This is a genomic window from Acinetobacter sp. YH16038 (assembly GCF_013417275.1).
In the GTDB taxonomy this organism is placed as follows: Bacteria; Pseudomonadota; Gammaproteobacteria; order Pseudomonadales; family Moraxellaceae; genus Acinetobacter.
Genome location: NZ_VPEG01000019.1, coordinates 1 through 25,602, shown reverse-complemented (window position 1 = coordinate 25,602; position 25,602 = coordinate 1). Strand labels below are relative to the sequence as shown.

The following is a 25,602-nucleotide window of genomic DNA, read 5'->3' as shown; positions in this document are numbered from 1 at the left end:
TCATGTCAGATACACAATTTGATCTTGTGGTTATTGGTGCTGGTCCTGGAGGATATGTCGCTGCGATTCGCGCAGCGCAACTGGGATTAAAAACGGCAATCGTTGAAAAACAACACTTAGGCGGAGTATGTCTTAATTGGGGATGCATTCCAACCAAGGCATTATTGAGCGGGGCTGTGCTTGCGCAGCAGTTCAAACATGCAGGGCAGTTTGGCTTTACGCTTAACGCGATTGATTTTGATATTCAAAAACTGGTCCATCATAGCAGACAGGTTTCTGAGCAACTGGTGCAAGGTATCGGTCAACTATTGAAAAAAAATCAAATCACTGTTTTTAACGCAGCAGCCCAGTTTATTGCCAAAGAGCAATTAGAGCTTACAGATGCGAATGGTCAAAAACAGCAGATTTCTGCACCGCATATTATTGTCGCAACAGGCGCACGTGCGGCCAATTTGCCTCATATTCCTGTAGATGGCCATCAGGTCTGGAGTTATAAAGAGGCTTTAGTTCCAGAACAATTACCAAAATCTTTACTGGTCATTGGTTCGGGTGCTATAGGCAGTGAGTTTGCAAGCCTATACCAAGACTTAGGCTGCCAAGTCACCTTGGTTGATATTGCAAAGCAGATTCTTCCTAGCGAAGACATTGAAGTTGCGAAGTATGTACAAAAGCAATTTGAACAGCAGGGTATGCAGGTTTTAACCGAAGCGACTGTAAAAAAAATAGAAACTGATCAGGCTCAAGTACATTGTCATATTGAAACTGCCACAGGTGTACAAATCATTACTGTTGAAAAGGTGCTTTCAGCTATTGGCGTGAAACCAAATGCTGAAAATCTTGGCCTAGAAGCTTTAGGTGTCGAATTAGAGAATGGTTTTATTAAAGTCGACTCATGGTGCAAAACTAATATTGTGGGCGTATATGCAATTGGCGATGTTGCAGGCGCACCGTGTTTGGCACACAAGGCCAGTCACGAGGCTATTCTTTGTGTGGAGAAAATTGCAGGTTTAGATCATGTACATGCTTTAGATCGTACACAAATTCCGGGCTGTATTTTTACCCATCCGCAAGTGGCCAGTATTGGTTTGACAGAACAGAAAGCGAAAGCTGCGGGCTTGAATATCAATGTGGGTAAGTTTCCTTTGCAAGCCAATGGTAAGGCATTGGCTTTGGGTGATAGCGCAGGATTCATTAAAACTATTTTTAGTCAGGAAACGGGTGAATTGTTAGGTGCTCACATGGTTGGACATGAAGTTACCGAACATATTCAGGGTTTTGCCATCGCAAAATACCTAGAAGCGACGGATGAAAGCTTAGCGCAGGTCATTTTCCCTCATCCTACTTTGTCTGAGGCGATGCATGAGTCGGTCTTGTCGGCGATGCAACGTGCAATCCATATTTAAGGAGTCGCAACATGCCTAGAGGTTTAAACAACAAAGTTGCTTTAATTACGGGTGCGGCACAAGGCATTGGACGTGGTATTGCCTTACGTTTAGCACAAGAAGGTGTACATATTGCCTTGGTCGATCTTCATCAAGAAAAGTTAAATACTGTTCAACAAGAGGTTGAAGCCTTTGGCGTAAAAGCCACCACATTTATTGCGGATATTTCAGATCCAATACAAATCAGTGACGCTATTAATCATGCAGAATCGACACTTAATGGCTTTGATATCATGATTAATAATGCAGGTATTGCACAAGTCAAAGCTTTGGCAGAAGTAACGCCGAGTGAATTTACCCAAATTATGAACATCAATGTCGGTGGTGTACTTTGGGGGATTCAAGCCGCAGCAAATAAATTTAAACAACGCCAACAGGCTGGAAAAATTATTAATGCATGCTCAATAGCAGGTCATGAAGGCTTTGCTTTACTCGGTGTTTATTCGGCAACGAAATTTGCAGTTCGTGCATTGACGCAAGCTGCGGCTAAAGAATATGCCAGTGCTAAAATTACTGTAAATAGTTATTGTCCGGGTGTTGTTGGTACAGACATGTGGGTCGAAATAGATCAGCGGTTCTCTGAAATTACAGGTGCACCAATTGGTCAAACGTATAAAAAATATGTAGATGGTATTGCTTTAGGACGTGCTGAAACACCAGATGACGTGGCTGCATTAGTTGCATTTTTAGCCAGCGAGGATGCAAACTATATTACAGGTCAGTCTATTTTGACAGATGGTGGAATGGTTTACCGTTAATATCAACATAAGGAATACACAATGAAAGCAGCTCGTTTTTATGACCGAGGGGATATTCGAATTGAAGATATCCCTGAACCGAAAGTACTTCCAGGCACAGTTGGAATTCAAGTTGCATGGTGCGGTATTTGCGGTACAGATTTACATGAATTCATGGAAGGCCCTATTTTTATTCCACCTTGTGGTCATCCACATCCAATTTCGGGAGAATCTGCACCTGTAACAATGGGACATGAATTTTCAGGCGTAGTTTATGCAGTTGGTGAGGGTGTAGACGATATCCAAATTGGACAACATGTCGTAGTTGAACCCTATATTATTGCGGATGATGTCCCGACTGGCCCCAATGATAAGTATCATTTATCAAAAAATATGAACTTTATTGGTTTAGGCGGACGCGGTGGTGGTCTTTCTGAAAAAATTGCAGTTCAGCGGCGTTGGGTGCATCCTATTTCAAATGATATTCCTTTAGACCAAGCAGCATTGATAGAACCTTTATCTGTCGGTCATCATGCCTATGTCAGAAGTGGCGCAAAAGCTGGCGATATCGCACTGGTTGGTGGAGCAGGCCCAATAGGCTTACTTTTATCTGCTATTTTAAAGGCTAAAGGTCTCACGGTCATCATTACTGAACTGAGTGCAAAACGTAAAGAAAAAGCGATAGAAGCGGGTGTTGCCGATTATGTACTAGACCCATCTAAGGTTGATGTAGTTGCTGAGGTAATGAAAATTACAGAAGACCGCGGTGTAGATGTCGCTTTTGAATGTAGTAGTGTCAATAAAGTCATGGATACACTCGTTGCAGCAATGAAACCAACTGGTGTAGTCGTTATCGTTTCTATTTGGAGCCATCCTGCCACAATTAATGTGCATAGTGTGGTGATGAAAGAGCTAGATATTCGTGGCACGATAGCTTACGTCAATGACCATCAGGAAACTATTCGTTTGGTTGAGCAAGGTAAGATTAATCTAGAACCTTTTATTACCCAACGGATTGCATTAGATGATCTTGTTTCTAAAGGCTTTGAAACATTGATTCATAATAATGAGTCTGCTGTAAAAATTATTGTTCATCCGTAGTAACGCCTAATTTCAAAGACAAATTTGAATAAGCTAGAGATAAACTCTATGTAGCTATTTTTAATATTTATAGCGATAGGAAATGAGTCTGTATTTACAAACTCATTCTCATAATAGTGATTGGAAAACTCTATTTTTTAAGAAGAAATTGACAACACATAATGTATAATTTAATTTATATCAATATTAATGAATTTAATACCGAAATTCGTCTATTTAACATAATCAATATTATACGAAATGAATCTGTTAGAAACCATTTAAAGTGTCTATATTCTCACCAATAAAAATGTCTAGTTTATGGTGGTTTAAACATCATGGACTGGATATGAAATATAGATGCTGATCACTATTTTGACAAAGAAATTCAATGTCTTGCAGTTCTGCAAGACGTTCGAGATCATCGCATTATTCAAGTCTATGCTGTAGAATTTTTAAATCTTTTGACTTTCAAATCACTCGTTTGATTAAATTTTTAATTATTAGAATTTTTCAAGAATCGTATTATATTAAGTACAAAGTGACTCGATTTAAAATATGGTTTGAATCCTACTTTAAGGTCTCGAGCTGAGATGCTAATATTTATTAAGTTATTTCTAATAGAAGTATACAAATGAAGGGCAAAATAAGCATTCTTATCATAATAATAATTATATTAGCTTTAGCCATTAAGATAGAAAATGACAGGGAAAAACAAAGCATTAATGAGTCGATTCTGAATGAAAAAAATACTCGAGTACCTTAACCAAATAGCTGACCTACTCCTTGAACAATAGACCTCTTGCGAAAGTATCTTTTTACCTAATTTTTGAATTGGCTAAAACCTTATAAAATGTAGCTTTGGGCTGTTTAAATTTTGACTAATGCAAGAAGTCTAATCATGATATTAGTTACTAATTTTGATGATTTTTAAGAAGATGTGTAATGAGGGATACCTTAGAGCATTTCAAGACATTAAAAACCATTGAAGTGGGTTAAGCCATTTTTTGCCCCAAAACAATCAAATAAACATCCATTTTTAAGGGAGTTTTAAGGTTAAAAATTTAAATTAATCAAATCTCGTCTTAACTGAATCACTTCTATGTCCCCCGATCGTTCACTCTACAAAGGTACTTCCGGAACACAACGTATTTTCAATGCTACTCGTTATTCCGCGGCCGGCCTTAAAACAGCCTTCCGAACTGAAGCAGCCTTTCGGCAGATCGTGCTGATTAACCTGATTTTGATTCCTCTTAGTTTTTGGATATCACAGAGTCTAGCTGAGCAAGCACTCATGGTGGCTGTGTGCCTGCTAGCACTGATTGTTGAACTGATTAACTCAGCAATTGAGGCAGTAGTGGATCGTATTTCCATAGAACAGCATGAGTTATCCAAAAATGCTAAGGATATGGGCAGTGCCGCCCAGTTTGTCGCACTCAGTTTAATTACCGTAACTTGGGGCATCATTTTAATCGGTCATTCGTTTTGATCTCATTTCTGCTACAACGACAAGAATGGAATATTTAAAATGTCGTCCGAACGATCTCGTTTTTTACTGAATCAAATATTGCTACTGAGTTTCAGTTTTTTGCTTCTCTGGAATTTTTTTGATGTGGGTGGAGTCATTGATTTAAAACTAATCTATCCATTTATCGATGGTCAGGGACAATTTCCCCTCCGGCAAGATTGGGCACTGGCAGAGTTGAATCATCGTTATATCAAAGATCTGTTAATTCTAGTTTATATAGTGCTATTCATTGGTTGGATGGTCGCACTAAAATGGCAATCTTGGCATAAGAGACGTTGGGAATTAGGTTATTTCTTTATAATGGTAGTGCTTACAACTGGGATAATCGGAATTATCAAATCCCAGTCAGTTCATGCCTGTCCTTGGGATATGGTAACACCTACATCTAATGGATTTTTATGGGATTTCAGTGCTACCGCTGGACATTGTTTTCCTGGTGGACATGCATCTAGTGGTTTTGCATTAATGACAGGCTATTTTGTTTATCGCACTGTAAACCGTCAGCGGGCTTATTTTTTTCTAATCGCTGCAGCGATCTTAGGCTTCGCTATGGGCTGGGCACAAATGATGCGGGGGGCACATTTCCTGAGTCACAACCTGTGGACTGGCTGGGTGATTTGGTGCATTAATATCATTGGTTATGTTTTATTTAGCCACAAAATGCCAGTTGAAAAAAACGCTTCCTTGCTCGCTAGCATCAAACAGCCTTAATACCTAAAAGACAAAAGTCTATCTATTTAGGCTTCGACCAAGGCAAATTTCACTTGTACACACAGACCACCTAAGCTGCTACTTTTTGAAAATTCTAAAGTACCGCCCAAACGTTCAGTTGCTTTATCCACAATTGATAAACCTAAGCCACTACCAATTTCAGCATGGTTATGAACCCGATAGAATCTCTGACGAATTTGGTTAAATTGCGCTGGATCAATCCCTGCTCCACTATCTTCTATCTGTAGAATCGCCTGTTGACCTTGCTGCAATATCGATACATTGATCACGCCATGCTCTGGGCTGTATTTAATTGCATTATCAATCAGGTTATAAATAATCGAGTGTAGGGTTGAGGCCTGGCCCTGAATCAACAATTCTTGCTGTTGTTCTACTCCTAAATCAATTTCTTTTTGTAGTGCCAGCTGGATCAACTGCTCAATGCAGGCGACTGTCATTTGATTCAGAGACAGGGATTGTACAGGCTCAGTTAAACCTTCTGTGACATCCTGTTTAGCCAGACTTAACAGTTGATTTACCAGATGTTGCATCCTTAAGATGCCCAGACTCAAGTTGTGCAAGGCATCACTTTGTGGAAATTGCTGTAATAAGATCTGCAACTGTAAATTCAAAGCTGTCAGTGGTGTACGTAGTTCATGTGCAGAGTCTGCTACAAATTGACGCTGCTCTTGTTGGGCTAAGGAAATACGGCCAAACAGGTAATTCATTTCCTGAATGGTCGGTTCTAGCTCCAAAGGATATTCTTTCATTTCAATTGGTTTTAATTCTTGAGCCTTACGGCTGGCCAATTCTGTTTTAAAATCAATAAGAGGCTGAAAATTTCTCCGAATTACCCAGCTTAAACCGAATATAGCAAAAGGAAGAAATAGTACATAAGGGAGAAACATATTCACTGCGAGCTCCAATGCTAGATCTTGCCGGACATTTTTTTGCTGGCTTACTTGGATCTGTAATTGGTCTCCAGGAATGATATAAGTTAGCCAGGTCCCGTATGGGGTTTGATGTGTATAGAATCCTGCTTTCTTGACCGATGCAACCAAAACATCCTGTGGATGTAATGTAGTATCTGTATAAGACCAAATATCTACAAATAAATCTTCTTCACTATACTGTTTTTCTAAATCAATCTCGCTTTGTAGCGGTTCAGGATGATTTTCTGCAATGCGCTCTGCGAGACTTTGCATCTGTTTGTCCAAGACTTCATTAATTTCTTCAAGTGCAATCTGGTATGCCGCAAAGATTAGTACACAGCCTAATACTACGCTAAACAATGAAATATAAATAATTAGACGTTTTTGCAAGGAATAGCGTTTTTTCATCATGCTTTACCCTAAGCGATATCCTAGTCCACGAATCGTCCGGATAAAGTCTTTCCCTAATTTGGCCCGCAGATGATGAATATAGACTTCCACAGTATTACTACTTACATCACTATCGAAATCATAAAGTTTGTCTTCTAAATCATTTTTAGAAAAAATTTTGTTTGGATACGTTAATAGTGCGGTGAGAATAGACCATTCTCGATTAGATAATTCGATAGCCTGTCCGTTAAATAATGCGATGTGTTGCTCAATATCCAATTCCAAACCACTGTGTAATAACTTCTTATTAGTATCTTTCTCAATATTTATACTTCCACTTCGACGCATTAAAGCGTGAATACGTGCCAGTAGCTCGTCAAATTCATAAGGTTTAATTAAGTAATCATCTGCCCCATCATTCAGTCCATCTACCCGGTTTTGTAGCTGATCTCGAGCAGAAATAATCAGGACAGGTAAACTTGGAAACTTTTGACGGATATTTTTAAGTACCAGCATACCATCCATCATTGGCAAACCCAGATCTAGCAGGACAATATTATAATTTTGCTGTTGTAGCTGTTTTAAGCCATCAATGCCATTGTTGACCCAGTGCACATCAAATTGATGGAGCTTGAGCAATGTTTTAGTTGACTCGGCAATCATGAAGTCATCTTCAATAATCAATATTTTATGCATCTCAAGCTCTGTTCTTTAATGATGATGAGCATTGTGCAAGCATATCATTTTTAGCTTCAATCACTTGCGTTTTTATACCCAGCAAACTCAATAAACTCGGGAACAGATTATCCTGACTGAGCATCTTACCGGTTTGTGCTTTTAGACAGTTGACCTGCTGGGTATTGTACTGTTGCCAATACTCTGAAAACCACATCAACATTGGAACATGGGTCTGTTGCGTTGGTGCTATGCCATAAGGGGCACCGTGCAGATATAGACCATGTTCTCCGGTAGATTCACCATGATCAGACAGATACCAGAAACCAGTTTGATATTGTTTTTGATCCTGCAACGTTTTGATCATCTGAGCAAGGACATAATCTGTATAGACAATAGAATTATCATAGCTATTTTTTAGCTCATCGGCGCTACAGCCCTGAATAGCATTGGTATTACAGGTTGGTTGGAAAGGTTGGTATGGTGATTTGGAGCGTTTGAAATAAGCCGGACCGTGGCTGCCCATTTGGTGCAGAACGATCAACTGTGGTTTTTGATTATTTTTATCGAGATGTGACAAATAATCTTTCAGACTATCTACCAATATTTCATCAAAACATTCACCTTCAGCATCACACCACTTTTGTTTCAGTTGAGTGGGAATTTGATAATTTTGAATCCGGTTACAGGCACCTTTACAGCCAGAATTATTATCAATCCAAGTCACTTGATAACCAGTACGCTGAGCAATATCTAGTAATCCTTCACGATGGCTAGCCAACTGTTCATCATAGTTTTGACGTGTCATCCCTGAAAACATACACGGTACTGAAACAGCTGTGGCAGTTCCGCAAGAACTGACTTGATTAAAATTTATCACCTGCAGTTTGCTCAGTTCAGGATTTGTATTACGTGCATAGCCATTTAGAGCAAAGCTCTCAGCACGTGCAGTTTCCCCTACTACTAGCACCATCAATTTAGGTTTGCTTTGCATTTGAGTCTGCTGAAGTAGATGTGCATCTTCACCAAAGGTCACCAATGGCAAATTTGCTTTAGGGGCTTTTTTCTTATAATAGGATAATGTAGATGCAATACTGTTTTGTGGGGAGATCATCCCTTTCAGGTCACGATGCTCACGAAAGATGGCAGCATAATCGACATAAAAACAGAATAATAAGCTGAGTATTAATCCGAGTGAAAGTACACTGCTCAAACTTTTATGCAACAATTGACGCCCCAATGATACAGGCTGAATTTTAAGTATCCACACGATAAAGAGTGGGAAAATGACAAATACCAATGTCCAGATAATTAATCGTATTGACCAAAGATCCCGAATTTCACGAACATCAGTTTGTAACATATTCTGGATCTGGTCTGGGGTAATGACTACACCTAGACTATTAACAAAATAAGCACTAAAGCCACCCAGAATGATCAGAATACTGGCTAGTATTTTGGCATTCCACTTCCAGATAAGCCATTGTAATACCAAATAATAAAAGCCAATAACAACCAAGACTGTCGTAGCTAATAATGCCCATGCTTTGAAATTGCTATGGGGCGTCAGTTGATGAATGTTTTGATAAAAAGAAAAATTCAAAACTAATCCCAACCAAATAGCGAGCATCAGATTAAATCTTGCTAAACGAATTGGTTTGATTTGAAGAAGGCTTGGAAAAGAAGTCAGTTTAAGCATTTTTTAAGTTCGAAGACTTTAATATGCTTTAGCCTAAAATTTGAACCTTAAAAATGACTTAAAATAATCTGAGAACTACAAAAACTCAGACATATTTTAATTTCAAATCGGCTTTGTTGCATAAATATGTAAGCATCTGATTTAAATAAATTTAATTTTGGATCAAAAAATAATCAAAACTTTTAAAATCATATAGTTATGAAATCTTTGTGCAACAAAGCCATTGGTGAATAACATACAAATCTACTGTACACTTTTTAGCATTCCTTTGACCCTGAAGTAAAGAAAAAAAGCCTAGATTTAAACATAATAGCTATTTCGTTTCTTAGAAAATCGTTCAAGCTGCTTTAAGAACCCTTCAAAATAGTCTCTCTGTTTTTCATCCGTTCTAAAACCTGCATATAAGGTTCGGCGTAATCCTTCAGGTGAAACACATTCTAGACGTCGTGACGTGACCCAGCCTTTCGCTTCATATTCATTCACTACCCAATCAGGTAGCGCTGCAATACCACGTCCGCTCGCCACAAGCTGAATCAGCATTTGGGTTAAGTCAGTGGTTCGAATGTTTTTAGGTTGAATATTTTCAGGAATAAATAGTTTCGACATGATATCTAAACGATGTTTATCCACTGGATAAGTAATCAGTGTTTCTTCAGCTAACTCTTGAGCGGTAATTTGTTCTACACGTACCAATGGATGGGTTGTTGATAAAACAAGTCGCGATTCATATTCAAATACCGGAAAGTATTCAACACCTTTTAAAGCGATTGGATCTGCTGTAATCAGTAAGTCAAATTCGCCATTTTGCAATAACTCATGTGGATTCGCTTCAAATCCTGATGCGAAGTCTAAATCGACATCTGGATATTGAATACGGTACTGATTTAATAGTGGCATAAGCCAATCGAAACAACTATGGCATTCAGAAGAAAATGTGATTCGACCTGTTTGACCATGCAGAATTCTACTGATATCAGCTTGTGCGATTTGTACTTGTGGCAAAATCTCATCTGCTAGTTTTAGTAGACGTTGACCAACATTAGAAAAAGTAATAGGCCGAGTCTTGCGGTTCACGACCTCAATACCCATCCACTGATCAAGCTCACGTAGCTGATGAGATACCGCTGAAGGTGTAATGCAAAGATCGCTCGCAGCTGCGACTAAAGAACCATGTTCTCTTAAAGCTGAAAGCATTTTTAAGTGTTTTAATTCGATCATCTTGGGAGAAACTCAAATCATTGTCCTTGTAAGGATACATTAAAAGCAAAGATTAAAAGCCCACATGAAGCAGGCTATTTAACATGATGAATGATCATTGCGTAATATCAAATGAATCCTTTCACAAGGAAAAAGCATCCAACAATGACCAATAAAAGGGCAAAGCATTTCTTCAACATTACTGGCGATAAGGCATGTGCAGCCTTCGCACCAAATTTTGCAGTGATGAAACTCATGATACTGATGCCAATGAAGGCATAAATATGAACATAACCAATAGTATTCGGCACATTGATTTCAGCATTCATGCCAAAAAGCATAAATCCTAATGCACCTGCAACCGCAATCGGTAACCCACACGCCGCAGATGTTCCAACAGCCTTCTGCATGACCACACCATAGCGATTCAGATATGGAACCGTCAGACTTCCACCACCAATACCAAAGATTGCTGATGCAACCCCAATCACACTACCTGCAGCAACTTGTTGACCTGATGAGGGTAACGTTTTCGTTGGGTCAATTGCTTTTTTGGCACCTGTAAACATCGTATATGCGACCCAAATCAGAAATAAGCCAACAATGATTTGTAGATGTAATCCTGATATCAAACCAGCAATACCTGCCCCAAAAAAACAACCAATTACCATAGGTGGCGCTAGATTTTTAAAAACAGGCCAAATCACAGCACCAGTTTTATGATGCGCTATCAATGAGCTAATCGAGGTTACAACAATGGTTGCCAAAGATGTGCCTAATGCGAGGTGCATAACCACATCGGGGTCATAGCCCATTTGGGTAAAGACAATAAAAAGCAGTGGTACAATAATCGTACCACCGCCGACACCAAACAGCCCTGCCGCAAAACCAGCAAAAGCACCGATGATTAAAAAGGTTATAAGTTCCACAATAGACTAACTTTTAAAAAGATGAATGAATTAAGGCATTGGGTTAAACGTGTTCCAATTGACCCACTTGATGATAAGCACGGTTAAAATACACCAGACTTTCTTCTTGATCGCTTTGTTGAACTTTAAGAACACGACACATGAAAACACTGTGTGTACCGACTTGCTGAATATCTTGAATCTCACAGTCAAAACTGACCAAAGCATTCTGCAAAATCGGCGAGCCTGTCTCTAAACCGCCCCACTCCCCCAGTTGAAAACGCTGTTCAGAACTGAGTTTACTTGAAGCAAAGGCATTTGAAAGCTGTTCATGCTGCGAACTCAATACGTTTACAGCCAAGACTTTATTTTCAACAAAATGTGCATGTGAACGAGAGGATTGATTCATACAGACCAATAAGGTTGGCGGGGTATCGGTCACACTACATACCGCAGATGCAGTAAATCCATGCATCCCTGCTTCACCTTTCGTTGTAATGACATTCACTGCTGTGGTGAGTAAAGACATTGCATTTCTAAAGTCTGTTGCTTCAATCATCTCTTTCATCTCAAATGTACATATCACGTGCTCGTGCATAAAGCTGGACAAATGACCTTGCGATGATTTGTTCTGCTTCGCACGAGACTACGTTTGATTAAGCTTCTAGCTCTTTACGAACAATAGCAGCACCTGCGCTTAAAGCTTCAAGTTTGCCACGTGCCACTTGGCGAGATAGCGGTGTCATACCACAGTTAGTTGAAGGATACAGTTTATCTGCATCAACAAATTGCAATGCTTTGCGTAGCGTATTTGCTACTTCCTCTGCAGTTTCCACTTGAGTGGTTGCCACATCAATTGCACCCACCATCACTTTCTTACCACGGATCAATTCGATTAAATCCATTGGTACACGTGAGTTTTGGCATTCAAGTGAAATAATATCGAGCTTAGATTGTTGTAGTTTCGGGAATGACTCTTCGTATTGACGCCATTCATTACCTAAAGTTTGTTTCCAATCTGTATTGGCTTTAATGCCGTAACCATAGCAAATATGAACTGCAGTTTCACACTTTAGACCTTCAAGTGCACGTTCTAAGGTTGGTACACCCCAGTCATTCACTTCATCAAAGAATACGTTAAACGCAGGTTCATCAAATTGAATAATGTCTACGCCTGCTGCTTCAAGTTCTAAAGCTTCTTGGTTCAAAATTTTGGCAAATTCCCAAGCCAGTTTTTCACGGCTCTTGTAGTGTCCGTCAAAAAGTGTATCAATCATGGTCATTGGACCAGGCAACGCCCATTTAATTGGCTGACTGGTTTGGCTGCGTAAAAATTTCGCATCGTCTACAAACACTGCTTTTTTACGAGAAACTTCACCCACAACTGAAGGTACACTTGCATCATAACGATTACGAATACGCATGGTTTCACGCTTTTCGAAATCTACACCTTCAAGATGTTCAATAAACGTGGTTACAAAGTGCTGACGGGTTTGCTCACCATCACTCACGATATCGATACCTGCAGTGACTTGCTCATGTAATGATAATTTCAAAGCATCACGTTTAGCTTCTAATAATTCTTCGCCTTCAAGCTTCCATGCAGACCATAATTTTTCAGGTTCAGCTAACCAAGACGGTTTTGGCAAGCTACCCGCAGTTGAAGTTGGGAGTAAAAGTTTCGGTTGTGTAAGCGCCATGTCTAATCTTCTTTCTCTAAAATTCGTCAGTCTGTGTGTCAATTCGATGTCTTAAGCAGCTGTTTCGACCTTAAAGTTTGCTGCCCATTCATTTAAAATATCTTGATATGGTTTGATGAAGTTTTCTTCTGTCCATTTACCTTGCTTAACCGCTAACTCACCACGTTCCACACGGTCATAGACCACACGTGTAAGTGAATAATCGCCATAGCTCAAGCTTGGTTGATACTCCACACCTGCCGGAGAGTTGGTGTTGTAAATTTCAGGACGATAAATTTTTTGGAAGCTTTCCATGGTTGCAATCGCGCTGATCAATTCAAAATCAGTATAATCACGGACTAAGTCGCCAGCGAAATAGAATGCTAATGGTGCATTACCACCTTCCGGTCTGAAGTAACGTACACGTAAGCCCATTTTGGCGAAATATTCATCGGTACGTGAATATTCATCATTGGTATATTCCTCACCTAAAATAGGATGTACGTTTGCCGTACGGTAATAGGTTTTAGAGGTTGAAACGCTTAAACAAATCACAGGTGGCTTGGTAAATTCTGCCTTAAATACATCTGAATTCACCAAATGTTGATACAATTTACCATGTAGATCTCCAAAATCTTCAGGTTTTTCACCTACACCACAACCCAATTGAGGCAATACTACGCTGAAGTCGTAATCACGCACATAAGATGAGAAGCTATTGCCGATCATGCCTTCAATACGCTCCCCTGTTTTATGGTCAATCACTACACTTTTCAGTGTTTCAATAAATGGGAAAGTTTGACCATTACCTTCGATATCAATTTCAGCAGAAATGATGTCAATCTCAAGTGAATAGCGATCACCTTTCGGGTTATCAACGGTTGCCAAGCTATTAAAACGGTTGTTGATCATCGCAAGGGTACGACGCAAGTTTTCTTCACGACTTTCCCCACGTGCCAAATTGGCAAAGTTTGTGGTTAAACGTGTGCTTTCTGCTGGTGTATAATTCTCATCAAAACGGATACGTTTAATTGAACACTCAAATGCTGTACTCATGGAGATTGCCACCTAAAAATTTTATAAAAAGCTAAATTTCTGAATGGCTTTATTTAAACGTGAATAAGAAAGTGAGTAAAACGATATAAATTCAGCTTAAGATGAGAAATACTCATCTTAATAAATTAAAGATTCTGAGGATTTTTAGTTATTCAGTAAGTTAAGCGGCTATCTAAAATCTTTATCTGAAATTAATAATGTTTTTTACAACTCTACCAAAGATAATAAATCTCCAACTATCAAGTATGTGTAAATAACATAACGATCAGCTTCTTGCCTAGAAGTAATAATATCATGAGAACCTTTCTGAGCAGCTTTGAAAATAGTATCTAACCGCTCGCCTAAATATTTCATCTGTGAACCAACGATTTCCTCAAATCTTTTAGAGTCTGACTGCTCATCAACATATGCAATAATTCGATTTATATAATTATCCACACCTAATTTAATAATTTTAGTTTTATCATTGTCTAAATTAATAGTCTTATCCTCTCTAGCAGGATAAATCACATCAGCAGTATCTTGAAATATTTGCCTACAACTATGAACAGCATTTGACCAATCCTCTGAATTTTCGGACGTTAAATTCTCATAAACAGATGCAAATTTTTGTGCTGATAATGGTACTAAATCTCCAATTTTTCCGTCTACAAACTTTATTGTTCTAGAAAAAATATCTGACGTAATTTTTGAATATTTTAGCTCATAATATTTATTAGACGCATATTCGTATACAAAAGGTTGTCGTTTAATTAGAAATTGAGAGTTCGTGCTAATACCATCTCTTAAACTCTTTCTTTCTAAAAAATTACTAGGGCGTGGCCTCATTTGAAGAATTGGTTTTAAATACTTATAATCCTCTTTTAAGCTCTTTTCATTTCTATATTTTTTCAATGGCACGTACTCTTCTCACTGATGATATTTGGCAGCAAATCCAGGATACTATGCGATTACATGGTTGTTACTGTTCAAAAAACAGTAGAAATATCATGGAAGCCATCTTATGGAAACTGCGCACAGGCGCCATATGGCGCGATATTCCTCAAGAATTTTGCCCTTGGCAAACTGCTTACAATCGCTTTAATCGCTGGGCAAGTAAGGGATTATGGGATAAATTTTTTTTAGATTACGAGGCGTCTTGGATCAAGAATGGGTATTCATTGACAGAAGCTACATACGCGTGCATCAACATGCAAGTGGAGCTCGGTATGGTTTCGAAAGAGCAATTGGACAATCACGCGGTGGACAAACAACAAAAATACATCTTGCAACCGACGCGAATGGATTACCGATTGATTTTAAAATCACTGGGGGTGACGTCCACGACAGTCAAGTTGCAAAACAACTGACTGATATTGTAGGCGAGGCAACATATTTCATTGCTGACAAGGGATATGATGCTGAGCACATTCGAATATGTGCTAAGAACAAGAATATGATTCCTATTATTCCATTGAGATCAAACAGTAAGAGATCGAATAAAGAATTTGATAAATATCTATATAAATTAAGATATTTAGTTGAAAACGCTTTTGTGAGATCAAAACATTTCCGTGCTATTGCAAACTCGATTTGATAAACTAGCACGCAATCATAAATCTATGCGTATAGCCTGCATATTTATTTGGTGCAAAGCCAAATGAGGACACGCCTTAATAATTTCTTCACTTAATTTTAAAGCTTCATACAATGATTCTTGATTAACTTGCAATGTTCTAATTCCAAAGCATTATTGTAGTTATTCTCTTATATAATTTAGTTCTTATTAAATTTCAATTAGTGAATTTCTTTCATCTTAACCTTAGAAAATATCAGTATATCAGATCTTTACTATCTAATTAAATCGTTAAAATATAGGGTTTAGATTTAAACCCATATAACTATGTCAAACAAACTTGAACGTCAGAAATTGACTCTCCCAGCAGGTCATGACAAGCTTCTGCTTCACTCCTGCTGTGCACCATGCTCGGGTGAAGTGATGGAAACCCTAATTGAATCAGGCATCGACTTTTCGATCTTTTTTTATAATCCCAATATTCACCCTGTCAAGGAATATGAAATCCGTAAGGAAGAAAATATTCGCTTTGCAGAAAAACATAATATTCCTTTTATTGACTGTGATTACGATACAGACAATTGGTTTGCACGTGCCAAAGGCATGGAAAATGAGCCAGAGAAAGGTATTCTCTGTACCATGTGTTTTGATATGCGCTTTGAACGGACTGCCCTTTATGCAGCTGAAAATGGCTTCAGCCTAATTAGTAGCTCATTGGGTATTTCTCGTTGGAAAGATATGAAGCAGATCAATGATTGTGGGCATCGTTCTGCTTCACATTATGAAGGTATCACCTATTGGGACTACAACTGGCGTAAAAATGGTGGTGCTGTTCGTATGCTTGAAATCAGCAAGAAGGAAGAATTCTACCAACAAGAATATTGTGGCTGTGTATACTCCTTACGTGATACCAACCGTTGGCGTATGAGCCAAGGTCGTGATCGCATCAAATTGGGCGTGAAATTTTATTCGAATGCCATGGATGATGAAAGCTAAGCTTCAGTCGCCAGATACCAATTTTTCCAGGAACTGGTTCCACGGACTTCAATGGGTACAGTTGGAATCAGTTTTTCTTTTAGAACGTCAGTCTGTCCCACGGCTTTGGCAAGTCGGGCTTTCACAGAATGAATGCATTCACGATCTCCAAACTCACAGCGATCCAATGTCGTACCACCACAAGGACCATTCGCCAATCCTTTGGGGCAAGTTTCAGGGCAAATATATAAAGTATCTCCTAACCTACATTGACCACAACTTTCACAACCCACAACCCCTTGCTTAGAGATAAATTCAGTTTTTAACAATGCTTTTGCTGCAGGAGTATTTTCCCAGAGTGAGGCTTTAAAAATAAAATGCCCCACACCTTTGGCAATTTTGGACTCAAATAGAGCCTTGTGCATGAAATGCAATTGCTGATATTTAATAAGCTGGCTAGAGGATGGTTGGCGGGAATAATAAGCTAATTCTGGCACGAGTTCCTTTTTAGTCTCCACTTGCCACAGTGCATTCCAGAGTGCTTCGAGTTCCTGTAAACCATAATGTCGATATTGTTCAATATATTTTTCTAAAAGCTTTTGCTCTTCAGGCTTATGGCATGCTGAAAGATGCACACCTGCAAAACCCAAATACTTACACATCAATATTTGTATAGCACAACGTTTATAAGCATTCTCAGTTCGTCCATCCTGTTTTTCCTGAGCCAACACTCGTAACATGTGTGGTGTAATCACAATTCCTGCGATCTTATGTTTCACCATAAAACTGGCACGTGCCAAACTAAGTGGCATAACACAAGCAAGTATATTTTGTGGGTATCGATGACGATTTAAAAAAGCCTTGGCTTGTTTTAAAGCCTCCATATCGTAACCCAATTGGGTAACGATAAAGTCTGCTCCTGCTTTAATCTTTTTGTGAAGTTTTAAATATTGTGCATCACGTTCAGCTTCAGCATATTTGAAGGGATTAAAAGCTACACCAATATGAAATCCACCATAACACTTTGCGGCCATGACCGCATTTACAGACTCTAAATATCGGGTGCGATTCGTTCCATCTTGACCATTTGTATGCCCTTTTAACTTATCACCTGTGAGAAGCAGTAAATTTTTTTGTCCCGAAGCTTGAGTTAATTTTAAGAAGGTCTCAAAATCAGTAATATCCCGACCTTTCCCTGAATAATGGATGATTTTTTCCACTGATGAAGGAAATGTCTTCGCACATTCAAGTGGTGGCAAATCACTATCGGCATGCACTCGATCTGCCAAAGTGATCGCACATGGAAATTCTGCTAAAGACATTGGTACAGCAATGCCCTTAGCAGAACTTAAATATTCCAACAAAATACAAAACTGATTGTGCTTAAAATGGGAAGCAAGCTGTGACATAAAATAAAGTTCAAATAAAAATGATTAAAGCAGGTCGCTATTATATTCGACCTAACAGAATCAGCCCGATTAATCTTAAACAGGCTGATATAGAAAATTTTAGTCAACAATTATGCAATGAATCTATTCACTACATTCAATCAGGCAACTTTCTCATGAGATTCTCGCTCTAATGTGAAATGAAATGCCTATTTTTCAAGAATATTTGATACGACTTAATGAAGTTCTCTTCTATCCATTTACCTTGCTTAAGATTCAATCGAACACGTTCAACACCGTCATAAACTTTACGAGTTAAGAGAAATCATTATTGTGAACAGACTATTTCTCTAAGTTGATTCATCACAACATGTAATTTATAGCCATAGAACCGGCCCATTGAGCTTTTACCACGAGATGCAATTTTAGATAATGATTTATGGCGGTGAATAGGTTTGTGCAACAAAGCCTATTCTAATTAAAACTTGGATTTCATAACCATTAATTTACAGTACAACTATCAATAAAATCGCCCCACCATTGCATCATTTCCATACGCTGATTAAAATATTCTGCATGATTATAACTTGCACGGGTTTTATTTTTATCAGTATGAGATAGCTGTGCTTCAATCCAATTTGATTGAAATAAACCGGATTCATTTAATATGGTACTAAATGTCGATCGTAACCCATGAGAAGTTAATTCATTTTTAGTATATCCCATTTTTCTGATAATCAAGTTCAGGGTATTAAAATGAATAGGTTTATTATTATTTCGGGGGCTAGAAAACACATATTTTTCGCCATGAGACCAAACGAGTGCTGATTTCACAACTTCAAGTGCTTGATCAGATAGTGGAACAAAAAAATCAGGGATATCATGACCTAAAATAACCTTTCTTCTATATTGTTTAATATGTAAGGCTGGTATTTTCCATATTTTTTTATCTAGATCGAAGTGATGTGGTTCGCAAAGCAATAATTCTCCACCACGGACGCCTGTATATAATTTAAATAATAGGGCTTTTTTAATAATAGGATCTGTATTAACCTGCTTTAATCTAGCTAAGAATCTAGATAGTTCATCTGAGTTTAAATACGGATAATTTTTTTTAATTTTATTATTGATTAATATTTTATGAAGACCATGGGCAATATTATATTCGCAGTAACCCATTGCTACAGCATAATCATAAATCTGATTTAAATAACTATAGGCTTTCTTTACAGGTTCTTTTACATTTCTAGATTCTATATTTTTAATAATCTTAACTAGATCATATCTTTTAACTTCAATAAATGGCATTAGTCCAATATTTGGATAAACATCCTGATCTAAACATTTTTTTGCGAGCTGAATTACACCGCATCGTGGTTCATCTTCAAAGGAATTTTTAATTTTAAATTCTAACCATTCTTCACAAATATCCTGAAAAGTTTTGATGTATTTTTTATGCAGTGGTTTATTTTCATAATTATTAAATTTATATTCATCCCGGACTGATCTGGCCTCTTTCAAGGACATTACAGGATATTCACCCAACTTCATGCGAGGACGTTTATTTGTCCCTGTAAGTGAATAGCGGTAACTCCAAGATTTACGCCCGTTTGGTTCTACTTTCAAACTTAAGCCATCATCATCTGCCAGAAAATAGATTTTTTCCTTTGGTTTAGCTTGACGTACCTTAATTTCAGTAAGACTCATGAATTTTTAACCTAACCACAAATGGCACTGCTCAATTCAATTATAGCAAATTTAAGCGATATTCATATGATGCGTATCATACGCATCACATATTTTTATAAGTAATTGTTAAATAAAATTTATATTTAGATTGGCTAGTCCTTAGTAACCAATTAATTAACCATTGATTTTGCAAGTCTTAAATTGGCATTTGAAGTGCAACCCCATGTTATGACTATTCACATTTCTGCTCCATGATTCATGGTTACTTATTAGTTATGTTATTATGTCAAGAGCGATACAAGAATTAGGGTAACCTTATTATGGAAATAGCGAATACGAAATTACTAGCTGGCGCTTTGATAGCCCTAACTTTAACTATAGTTAGCCCTGTCGTACTTGCAAATGATAACAATGATATACGGAAGACTATTGTAGTTAAGTTTGCTAAAAAAGCTTACTCTGCAAATTATTACGGAAGGATAGATGGATACAAGTATGATTCCTACAAATTTTATGCTAAAAAAGGGCAAAAGTTAAAAGTGAAGTTGACTGGAGGAAATGTTGAAGCTTACTTATGGGGTAATCAATTAAAAGACTCCATCAATCTTGGAGAATATTCTCCAGAGCTTGATGATAATGGTATTTATATTTTACCTGCTTCAGGTGAGTATGAAATTAGAGTATTACAACCTAGATCACAGGCAAGAAAAGATAAAAAACCTCAATACTGGATGAGTATTGACATTAAATAAAGACTTGCTAGATTTTTTTAAGCTTTTATAACAGGGTTCAAAAACTATTGCCAGTTAAACGGGGCGTGATTTTTATTCATATGTTTTTATATTAGTAAAAATGATATAGATACGTAACTCATAGAGATCGTTTCAATTTAACAATCTCTAAATACATCTTGTCATTGGCATGTTGAATCCGTTCATTTGAGGGGTCGTATTGCTTCTGGACTTCACCTAAGAAAGGAGTTTCTTCACATAATTCAAGTACCTTTCCATCGGTGTTTTATCTTTCAAAGCTGAATGTGGTCTCATCCAGTTATAGTAATGCTGCCATTCTGCCAGTTTGCTCTGAATTTCCTCTGAATCGATATCTACAGTAGCGTAGAACTCAGATTCATCAGTCTTTTGTGAGCGCTACCTTGCCATTCAGATGAGGTGAACCCGGTTTATTCGGCCTAAATTTGATCCCATACTGCATCATTTTTTCTGTACTTTTTCAGCAAAGAATTCTCGTCCACGATCGGTCCGTATTCGCTGTATGGGAAAAGGCATTTATTCAATTACACAGTTAAAAAGTCGAGTGTATTCGCAGCTGTTCGGCGTTTATATATCCTTAAAATGCGATATCGTGTGCAGTCATCGATAGATGTGTACTGATATAGTCCAGGACCCAGTTTACAGGTATCCATTTGAATTCTATCGCCTGGTAATGGACGTTCATAACAAATGTAATCTACTTTACGACGGAATTTTTTAATCGGTTTGACTTAATGGGTGGATAGTACTTTATGGATAGTCGCCAAGGACAACGAGACTCCGTGCAGCTCATTAATTCGGTTTGCAAACGTCGAGCACCAAGATTTCTAGCTGAGCGCATTTCCAATATTAAAGCTTCTAGCTCAGCATTGATTTTAGTATTTGGCGATTTCAAGGGACATTTACTATGACTACTTAATCCATCAATACCTTGTTCAGAATATCATTTCCACCACTTGCGTAAAGTTGGTCTAGAAATACCACATCTTCGACAAACCAGGCCAGCATTATTGGTCTCTTCAAATAATTTAACCCATACGAGTCTTTGTTGAATTTCTCTGTTCATAGACACCCATTATATTGAAGTGATGTCTATGAATCACACAGATTATCATAAGGCTTTTGCAACTGTCGCACCTCATGTTTGAATTCACCCATTAACAGAGTGCGAATTAGTCCTTGATCATGTTTGACCACATTTCAAGGAATAGTGTCCAACTTTCGGTATGTAGATTATGGTGTGGGGTTCTCTTAAAGTTTAAACCTTATTATTTTACTTCAGTAATGCTGATTGGCTGGTCTTTTACAAATTCAACAACCCCTTCACCACGTTTAAAGTGAATTGAAACTCCATTATTATTAGCTAAACGAATACCACTACCAGCAACTGTTTGCTTTAAACGATATACCATGCCTGAGTTATCAGTCATTAAAGCAGTTTCAAAGTTATCCGATGATTTCAGAAAAATTAATAAACCATTTGGACCAGAAAATTTAAGGACCTGCGTATCAGCTGAAGTATTGCTTGTAGCCTTATCTTGTAAAGTTTCAGTCTTTGGACTCGAAGTACACCCAGTCATTGCTAAAACTAACAAAGTTAAACTTAGAAAATATTTCATTTAACTACCTTTTTCATCTGTAAATCATAGGTGTATTTATACTAATTGTTATAATTTAACAATAAAACAGATATTACTTTTTTTTTACATAAAAAAGCCATAAATCGCATTTTGAACCTTACCGGATTTATCGGAGATTTTTTTATTTAAGTTAGGCCACCTGACCTAACGGGTTAATCTTATCATAGTACATTGCTTCAAACTCAAAAGGCGATACATAACCTAGTGCACTGTGTACATGCTTTTTATTAAACCAATCTACCCAATTTAATGTCGCAAGTTGTACATCTGCTAAACTTTGCCAATCTGCTTTTAAATATTCAATCATCTCTGTTTTGTATAAGCCATTCACTGTTTCAGCCAAAGCATTATCGTATGAATCACCAGTCGTACCGACTGATGCTCGTAAATTTGCTGCTTCTAAACGATTGGTATAGCGAATGGAAAGATATTGCATACCTCTGTGGGAATGGTGAATCACATTCTTTGGCATGCCTCGATCGTGCAATGCTTGCTCGGCACTGTTGCAAATAGCTATAGATGATAAGCTTAATATCCTTCTAGCTAAAAGTTCAGTATATGAATCCTTTCCATGGTCGGCATTTTCAGGGTGAAATTATTCTTTGGGCTGTGCGTTGGTACTGTAAATATGGCATTAGCTACCGTGAACTTCAGGAAATGCTTGCTGAACGTGGTGTAAATGTTGATCACACGACGATTTATCGTTGGGTTCAACGTTATGCTCCTGAAATAGAAAAACGTTTACGTTGGTATTGGCGTAATCCTAAAGAGCTAAGCTCATGGCATATTGATGAAACTTATGTAAAAGTGAATGGACAATGGTCTTATCTGTATCGTGCAGTCGACCAACGTGGCTATACCATTGATTTTTATCTCTCTTCTAGACGTAATACCAAATCAGCCTATTGTTTTCTTGGAAAAATTTTAAATAATGTGAAGAAATGGCAAATGCCACAAGTGATCAATACGGATAAAGCACCCACATACGGACGTGCTTTGTCACGGTTAAAACGGGAAGGAAAATGTCCACCGGATCTTGAGCACAGGCAGATTAAATACAAAAATAACGTGATCGAATGTGATCATGGCAAGTTAAAGCGAATTATCAAGGCGACCTTAGGCTTCAAATCGATGAAGACGGCTTATGCCACAATCAAAGGTATTGAAGTGATGCGTGCCCTCCTCCGTAAAGGTCAGGCTTCATTATTTTATTATGGTCAACCTCAGGGTGAAGTGTATCTAGTGAATAGAGTTTTCGGTCTCTAAGCACTTTTAACGAGAACATCATCGGCTCAAATCTATATTTGCAACAGTGCCGAAGAGGCTATAAAGGCTGCGGTGGATTTAAAAGCTAAAGCCATGATGCCAATGCACATTGGGCGTTTTTCACTAGCAAATCATGCATGGGATGAACCATTTAACAAATTAATCCAAACTGCTGAAATGTATTAGTTCAGACTTGATCGTACATTCTTCTTGAAAAAGAGAAAGTTACCCGTTTTGATAAAGGTGTCGAAATCTTAATCAAACAAAGGTAACTTTCTTATGTTGCATACTAACAATCAAATCATTAAACACAAAGTAGGTCTGCTTAATTTAGCTGAAGAGCTTCAGAATGTATCCAGAGCATGCAAAGTGATGGGCGTTTCAAGAGATACATTTTATCGCTATCAGGAATTAGTGAAGTCTGGTGATATTGACGCACTGATTAATAAGTCCCGTCGAGTACCAAATTTAAAAAACCGTGTAGATGATGCTACTGAACAGGCTGTTATTGATTTCGCAATTCAATATCCCGCATATGGTTAGCACCGTACTAGTAATGAATTACGCAAGAAGGGTGTATTCGTTTCAGGGAGTGGGGTTCGCTCTATATGGCTTCGTCATGATTTAGAAAACTTTAAGAAGCGTTTAAAAGCACTTGAGGCTAAAGTAGCACAGGATGGTATTGAATTAAATGATCAGCAGATTGCGGCACTTGAACGTAAGCATGAGGATGACGTTGCTTGTGGTGAAATCGAAACAGCTCATCCAGGCTATTTAGGCGCGCAAGACACCTTTTATGTCGGGAATCTCAAAGGTGTTGGACGAATCTACCAACAAACATTCATCGACACTTATAACAAGGTCGTTCATTGCAAGCTCTATACAACAAAAACACCGATTACAGCGGCTGATTTACTCAATGATCGTGTGTTGCCATTCTATCAATCTCAGGACTTACCAATGCTTCGCATTCTCACAGACAGAGGTACTGAGTATTGCGGTAAGGTAGAACAACATGACTATGAGTTGTATTTGGCAGTCAATGATATTGATCACACGAAGACAAAAGCAGCTTCCCCGCAAACAAATGGTATATGTGAGCGTTTCCATAAGACGATTTTGCAGGAGTTCTATCAAATTACGTTTAGGAAGAAGCTTTATAGCTCATTGGAAGAATTACAAGTTGATCTAGACGATTGGCTGAAATTCTATAATACTGAACGGACTCATCAAGGAAAAATGTGCTGTGGTCGTACACCACTTGAAACTTTACTTGATGGAAAACGGATTTGGGCTGAGAAGAATTTAGCTCAAATTTAACCTGACAGGCACAATAAAAAATGGGTAACTGTCAGATCAGGTTTGAGCTAGTACAAACTTGGGGCAATACCATATTGCCGTGCAACTGCTGATACCGATGAGCCCGCCTGCATGCTCAAGGCAACACACTGGGCTTTTTGTTCGGCAGTATAGCGACGGCGGCGCTGGTTGAATGTGATAACTTCGATATGACTCATAAGACACTCCTTAACCCTGGCTTTAGCACTAGGGCTTAATTAAAGGTGTCCGTTTTAATTGGTGAATAACACCCGATCTAAGATCTGGGCTTTATTTATTTCTACCTTACATTTCAACAAGTATTGATTCGCCTGTAGAACAGTCTCCATTACGCCATTGCCAATTTTCAATTAACTTAATTTTTCCATTGGCTTGGATCTCAATCTCAGTATTACATTCACCTATACGTAATTCATTCATCTCATTGATGTGGTGGTATGCCATAGTGAAAGTTTTTTCAGAAGTCATGAAACCTAGTAAATGTCCATTGGTAATACTGCCACCAGAATAGGTAGCTTCTATACGCTCACCTACTTGGTAATAATTAAAAATAGTCTCGTGAGATACTTCTCCATTAGATGTATTTTTAGCATTTACAAATTTTTTATTATTTAGATTTAAGTTCATTTCTGCTCTTTAATTTCCCTAAAATTGACATAATACACGTTATATGAAGTCGAAAAAGGGAGCTTTAAGCTCACTGCTGTCCCATAGTTTGCTTTAAATAAAAAAACCTGAGTCCTAACAGTTAAAATATGAGTGCAAACAAACACTTTAACGACCAGAATTCAGGTTTTGTCACATCAGAATACCGTATTTCATGAGCTAATTAAACCTGTTGTGCGACAGGATTTTGAACAACTTGCTAAAGTACACCATGTTGGACAGAAATTTAGAGCGGCTTCCCGGTGGGATCAGTTTATTGCCATATTGATGTCTCAATTCTC

22 protein-coding genes and 8 pseudogenes are annotated in these 25,602 nt (G+C 38.0%); 12 read left to right on the top strand and 18 right to left on the bottom strand.

Annotated elements, in window-relative coordinates; all coding sequences use genetic code 11:
- Positions 1 to 2: 2 nt before the first annotated feature.
- The 6 genes and pseudogenes from lpdA to FTV34_RS09845 all read left to right on the top strand — a co-directional run bounded on the left by lpdA (position 3) and on the right by FTV34_RS09845 (position 5,498).
- Entirely contained in the window at positions 3 to 1,403 is a 1,401-nt protein-coding gene (gene lpdA, locus FTV34_RS09865; protein ID WP_166139586.1) for a dihydrolipoyl dehydrogenase, read from the top strand.
- Between the two features lie 11 nt (positions 1,404 to 1,414).
- Positions 1,415 to 2,200: an acetoin reductase gene (locus FTV34_RS09860; protein ID WP_180031423.1), complete on the top strand. Its 786-nt coding sequence runs from the start codon at positions 1,415 to 1,417 to the stop codon at positions 2,198 to 2,200.
- 21 nt (positions 2,201 to 2,221) lie between these two features.
- The gene (locus FTV34_RS09855; protein ID WP_004281883.1) at positions 2,222 to 3,280 is read left to right on the top strand and encodes a 2,3-butanediol dehydrogenase; all 1,059 of its coding nucleotides are present in this window, start codon (positions 2,222 to 2,224) and stop codon (positions 3,278 to 3,280) included.
- 339 nt (positions 3,281 to 3,619) lie between these two features.
- Positions 3,620 to 3,752 (top strand): annotated as a pseudogene (locus FTV34_RS17930) (ISNCY family transposase); the annotation flags it as partial.
- A 609-nt stretch (positions 3,753 to 4,361) separates the two neighbouring features.
- Positions 4,362 to 4,748, top strand: a complete 387-nt coding sequence (locus FTV34_RS09850) for a diacylglycerol kinase (RefSeq protein WP_180031424.1) — start codon at positions 4,362 to 4,364, stop codon at positions 4,746 to 4,748.
- 39 nt (positions 4,749 to 4,787) lie between these two features.
- Positions 4,788 to 5,498, top strand: a complete 711-nt coding sequence (locus FTV34_RS09845) for a phosphatase PAP2 family protein (RefSeq protein WP_004780023.1) — start codon at positions 4,788 to 4,790, stop codon at positions 5,496 to 5,498.
- A 26-nt stretch (positions 5,499 to 5,524) separates the two neighbouring features.
- Here FTV34_RS09845 and FTV34_RS09840 read toward each other — a convergent pair whose 3' ends face one another.
- The 9 genes from FTV34_RS09840 to FTV34_RS17925 all read right to left on the bottom strand — a co-directional run bounded on the left by FTV34_RS09840 (position 5,525) and on the right by FTV34_RS17925 (position 14,934).
- Positions 5,525 to 6,838 (bottom strand): ATP-binding protein, encoded by a 1,314-nt coding sequence (locus FTV34_RS09840; protein WP_171505583.1) that lies wholly within the window; start codon positions 6,836 to 6,838, stop codon positions 5,525 to 5,527.
- A gap of 6 nt (positions 6,839 to 6,844) precedes the next feature.
- Positions 6,845 to 7,516 (bottom strand): response regulator transcription factor, encoded by a 672-nt coding sequence (locus tag FTV34_RS09835; RefSeq protein WP_004780026.1) that lies wholly within the window; start codon positions 7,514 to 7,516, stop codon positions 6,845 to 6,847.
- Position 7,517: 1 nt separating this feature from the next.
- Complete coding sequence (locus FTV34_RS09830; RefSeq protein ID WP_034705596.1) at positions 7,518 to 9,194, bottom strand: phosphoethanolamine transferase; 1,677 nt, start codon at positions 9,192 to 9,194, stop codon at positions 7,518 to 7,520.
- A gap of 300 nt (positions 9,195 to 9,494) precedes the next feature.
- Positions 9,495 to 10,412: a LysR family transcriptional regulator gene (locus FTV34_RS09825; RefSeq protein ID WP_034705598.1), complete on the bottom strand. Its 918-nt coding sequence runs from the start codon at positions 10,410 to 10,412 to the stop codon at positions 9,495 to 9,497.
- Between the two features lie 107 nt (positions 10,413 to 10,519).
- Complete coding sequence (locus tag FTV34_RS09820) at positions 10,520 to 11,320, bottom strand: sulfite exporter TauE/SafE family protein (protein ID WP_034705600.1); 801 nt, start codon at positions 11,318 to 11,320, stop codon at positions 10,520 to 10,522.
- 43 nt (positions 11,321 to 11,363) lie between these two features.
- Positions 11,364 to 11,858, bottom strand: a complete 495-nt coding sequence (locus FTV34_RS09815) for a flavin reductase (RefSeq protein WP_034705604.1) — start codon at positions 11,856 to 11,858, stop codon at positions 11,364 to 11,366.
- A gap of 97 nt (positions 11,859 to 11,955) precedes the next feature.
- Complete coding sequence (locus FTV34_RS09810; protein ID WP_004281804.1) at positions 11,956 to 12,999, bottom strand: methionine synthase; 1,044 nt, start codon at positions 12,997 to 12,999, stop codon at positions 11,956 to 11,958.
- Between the two features lie 51 nt (positions 13,000 to 13,050).
- Complete coding sequence (locus FTV34_RS09805; RefSeq protein WP_034705603.1) at positions 13,051 to 14,034, bottom strand: putative oxygenase MesX; 984 nt, start codon at positions 14,032 to 14,034, stop codon at positions 13,051 to 13,053.
- A gap of 204 nt (positions 14,035 to 14,238) precedes the next feature.
- Positions 14,239 to 14,934: a hypothetical protein gene (locus FTV34_RS17925; RefSeq protein WP_257226149.1), complete on the bottom strand. Its 696-nt coding sequence runs from the start codon at positions 14,932 to 14,934 to the stop codon at positions 14,239 to 14,241.
- Between FTV34_RS17925 and FTV34_RS09795 the strand changes: the two are divergent.
- Both FTV34_RS09795 and FTV34_RS09790 read left to right on the top strand, forming a co-directional pair.
- Positions 14,928 to 15,677 (top strand): annotated as a pseudogene (locus FTV34_RS09795) (IS5 family transposase). The gene FTV34_RS17925 and the pseudogene FTV34_RS09795 overlap by 7 nt on opposite strands.
- A gap of 239 nt (positions 15,678 to 15,916) precedes the next feature.
- The gene (locus FTV34_RS09790) at positions 15,917 to 16,585 is read left to right on the top strand and encodes an epoxyqueuosine reductase QueH (RefSeq protein ID WP_180070061.1); all 669 of its coding nucleotides are present in this window, start codon (positions 15,917 to 15,919) and stop codon (positions 16,583 to 16,585) included.
- Here the strand turns inward: FTV34_RS09790 and FTV34_RS09785 are convergent.
- The 4 genes and pseudogenes from FTV34_RS09785 to FTV34_RS09770 all read right to left on the bottom strand — a co-directional run bounded on the left by FTV34_RS09785 (position 16,582) and on the right by FTV34_RS09770 (position 19,659).
- Positions 16,582 to 17,973: a methylenetetrahydrofolate reductase C-terminal domain-containing protein gene (locus tag FTV34_RS09785; RefSeq protein ID WP_180032291.1), complete on the bottom strand. Its 1,392-nt coding sequence runs from the start codon at positions 17,971 to 17,973 to the stop codon at positions 16,582 to 16,584. The two genes, FTV34_RS09790 and FTV34_RS09785, sit on opposite strands and share 4 nt — an antisense overlap.
- Positions 17,974 to 18,161: 188 nt before the next feature.
- A pseudogene (locus tag FTV34_RS09780) lies at positions 18,162 to 18,277 on the bottom strand (putative oxygenase MesX); the annotation flags it as partial.
- Between the two features lie 9 nt (positions 18,278 to 18,286).
- Positions 18,287 to 18,412: pseudogene (locus FTV34_RS09775) on the bottom strand (transposase); the annotation flags it as partial.
- Between the two features lie 41 nt (positions 18,413 to 18,453).
- The gene (locus FTV34_RS09770) at positions 18,454 to 19,659 is read right to left on the bottom strand and encodes an integrase arm-type DNA-binding domain-containing protein (RefSeq protein WP_180032293.1); all 1,206 of its coding nucleotides are present in this window, start codon (positions 19,657 to 19,659) and stop codon (positions 18,454 to 18,456) included.
- Between the two features lie 302 nt (positions 19,660 to 19,961).
- On the opposite strand from FTV34_RS09770, the gene FTV34_RS09765 reads away from it, so the two are divergent.
- Positions 19,962 to 20,393, top strand: coding sequence for a PPC domain-containing protein (locus FTV34_RS09765; RefSeq protein ID WP_004780041.1), 432 nt, complete (start codon positions 19,962 to 19,964; stop codon positions 20,391 to 20,393).
- Positions 20,394 to 20,511: 118 nt separating this feature from the next.
- On the opposite strand, the pseudogene FTV34_RS09760 reads toward FTV34_RS09765, so the two are convergent.
- The 3 genes and pseudogenes from FTV34_RS09760 to FTV34_RS09750 all read right to left on the bottom strand — a co-directional run.
- Positions 20,512 to 21,477: pseudogene (locus FTV34_RS09760) on the bottom strand (IS481 family transposase).
- 202 nt (positions 21,478 to 21,679) lie between these two features.
- Positions 21,680 to 22,030: a hypothetical protein gene (locus FTV34_RS09755; RefSeq protein WP_004281821.1), complete on the bottom strand. Its 351-nt coding sequence runs from the start codon at positions 22,028 to 22,030 to the stop codon at positions 21,680 to 21,682.
- A gap of 151 nt (positions 22,031 to 22,181) precedes the next feature.
- Positions 22,182 to 22,577 (bottom strand): annotated as a pseudogene (locus FTV34_RS09750) (integrase core domain-containing protein); the annotation flags it as partial.
- A gap of 32 nt (positions 22,578 to 22,609) precedes the next feature.
- On the opposite strand from FTV34_RS09750, the gene FTV34_RS09745 reads away from it, so the two are divergent.
- Entirely contained in the window at positions 22,610 to 23,317 is a 708-nt protein-coding gene (locus FTV34_RS09745) for an IS6 family transposase (protein WP_180032295.1), read from the top strand.
- 279 nt (positions 23,318 to 23,596) lie between these two features.
- Positions 23,597 to 24,637, top strand: a pseudogene (locus FTV34_RS09740) (IS481 family transposase).
- Between the two features lie 53 nt (positions 24,638 to 24,690).
- Here the strand turns inward: FTV34_RS09740 and FTV34_RS09735 are convergent.
- Positions 24,691 to 24,834 (bottom strand): annotated as a pseudogene (locus FTV34_RS09735) (transposase); the annotation flags it as partial.
- A gap of 106 nt (positions 24,835 to 24,940) precedes the next feature.
- A complete protein-coding gene (locus tag FTV34_RS09730; RefSeq protein WP_104472901.1) occupies positions 24,941 to 25,282 on the bottom strand; it encodes a hypothetical protein in 342 nt (113 codons plus the stop codon).
- A 168-nt stretch (positions 25,283 to 25,450) separates the two neighbouring features.
- Between FTV34_RS09730 and FTV34_RS09725 the strand changes: the two genes are divergently transcribed.
- Positions 25,451 to 25,602: DUF4372 domain-containing protein (locus tag FTV34_RS09725; protein ID WP_141214591.1), on the top strand; the 152-nt coding region annotated here is incomplete at its 3' end.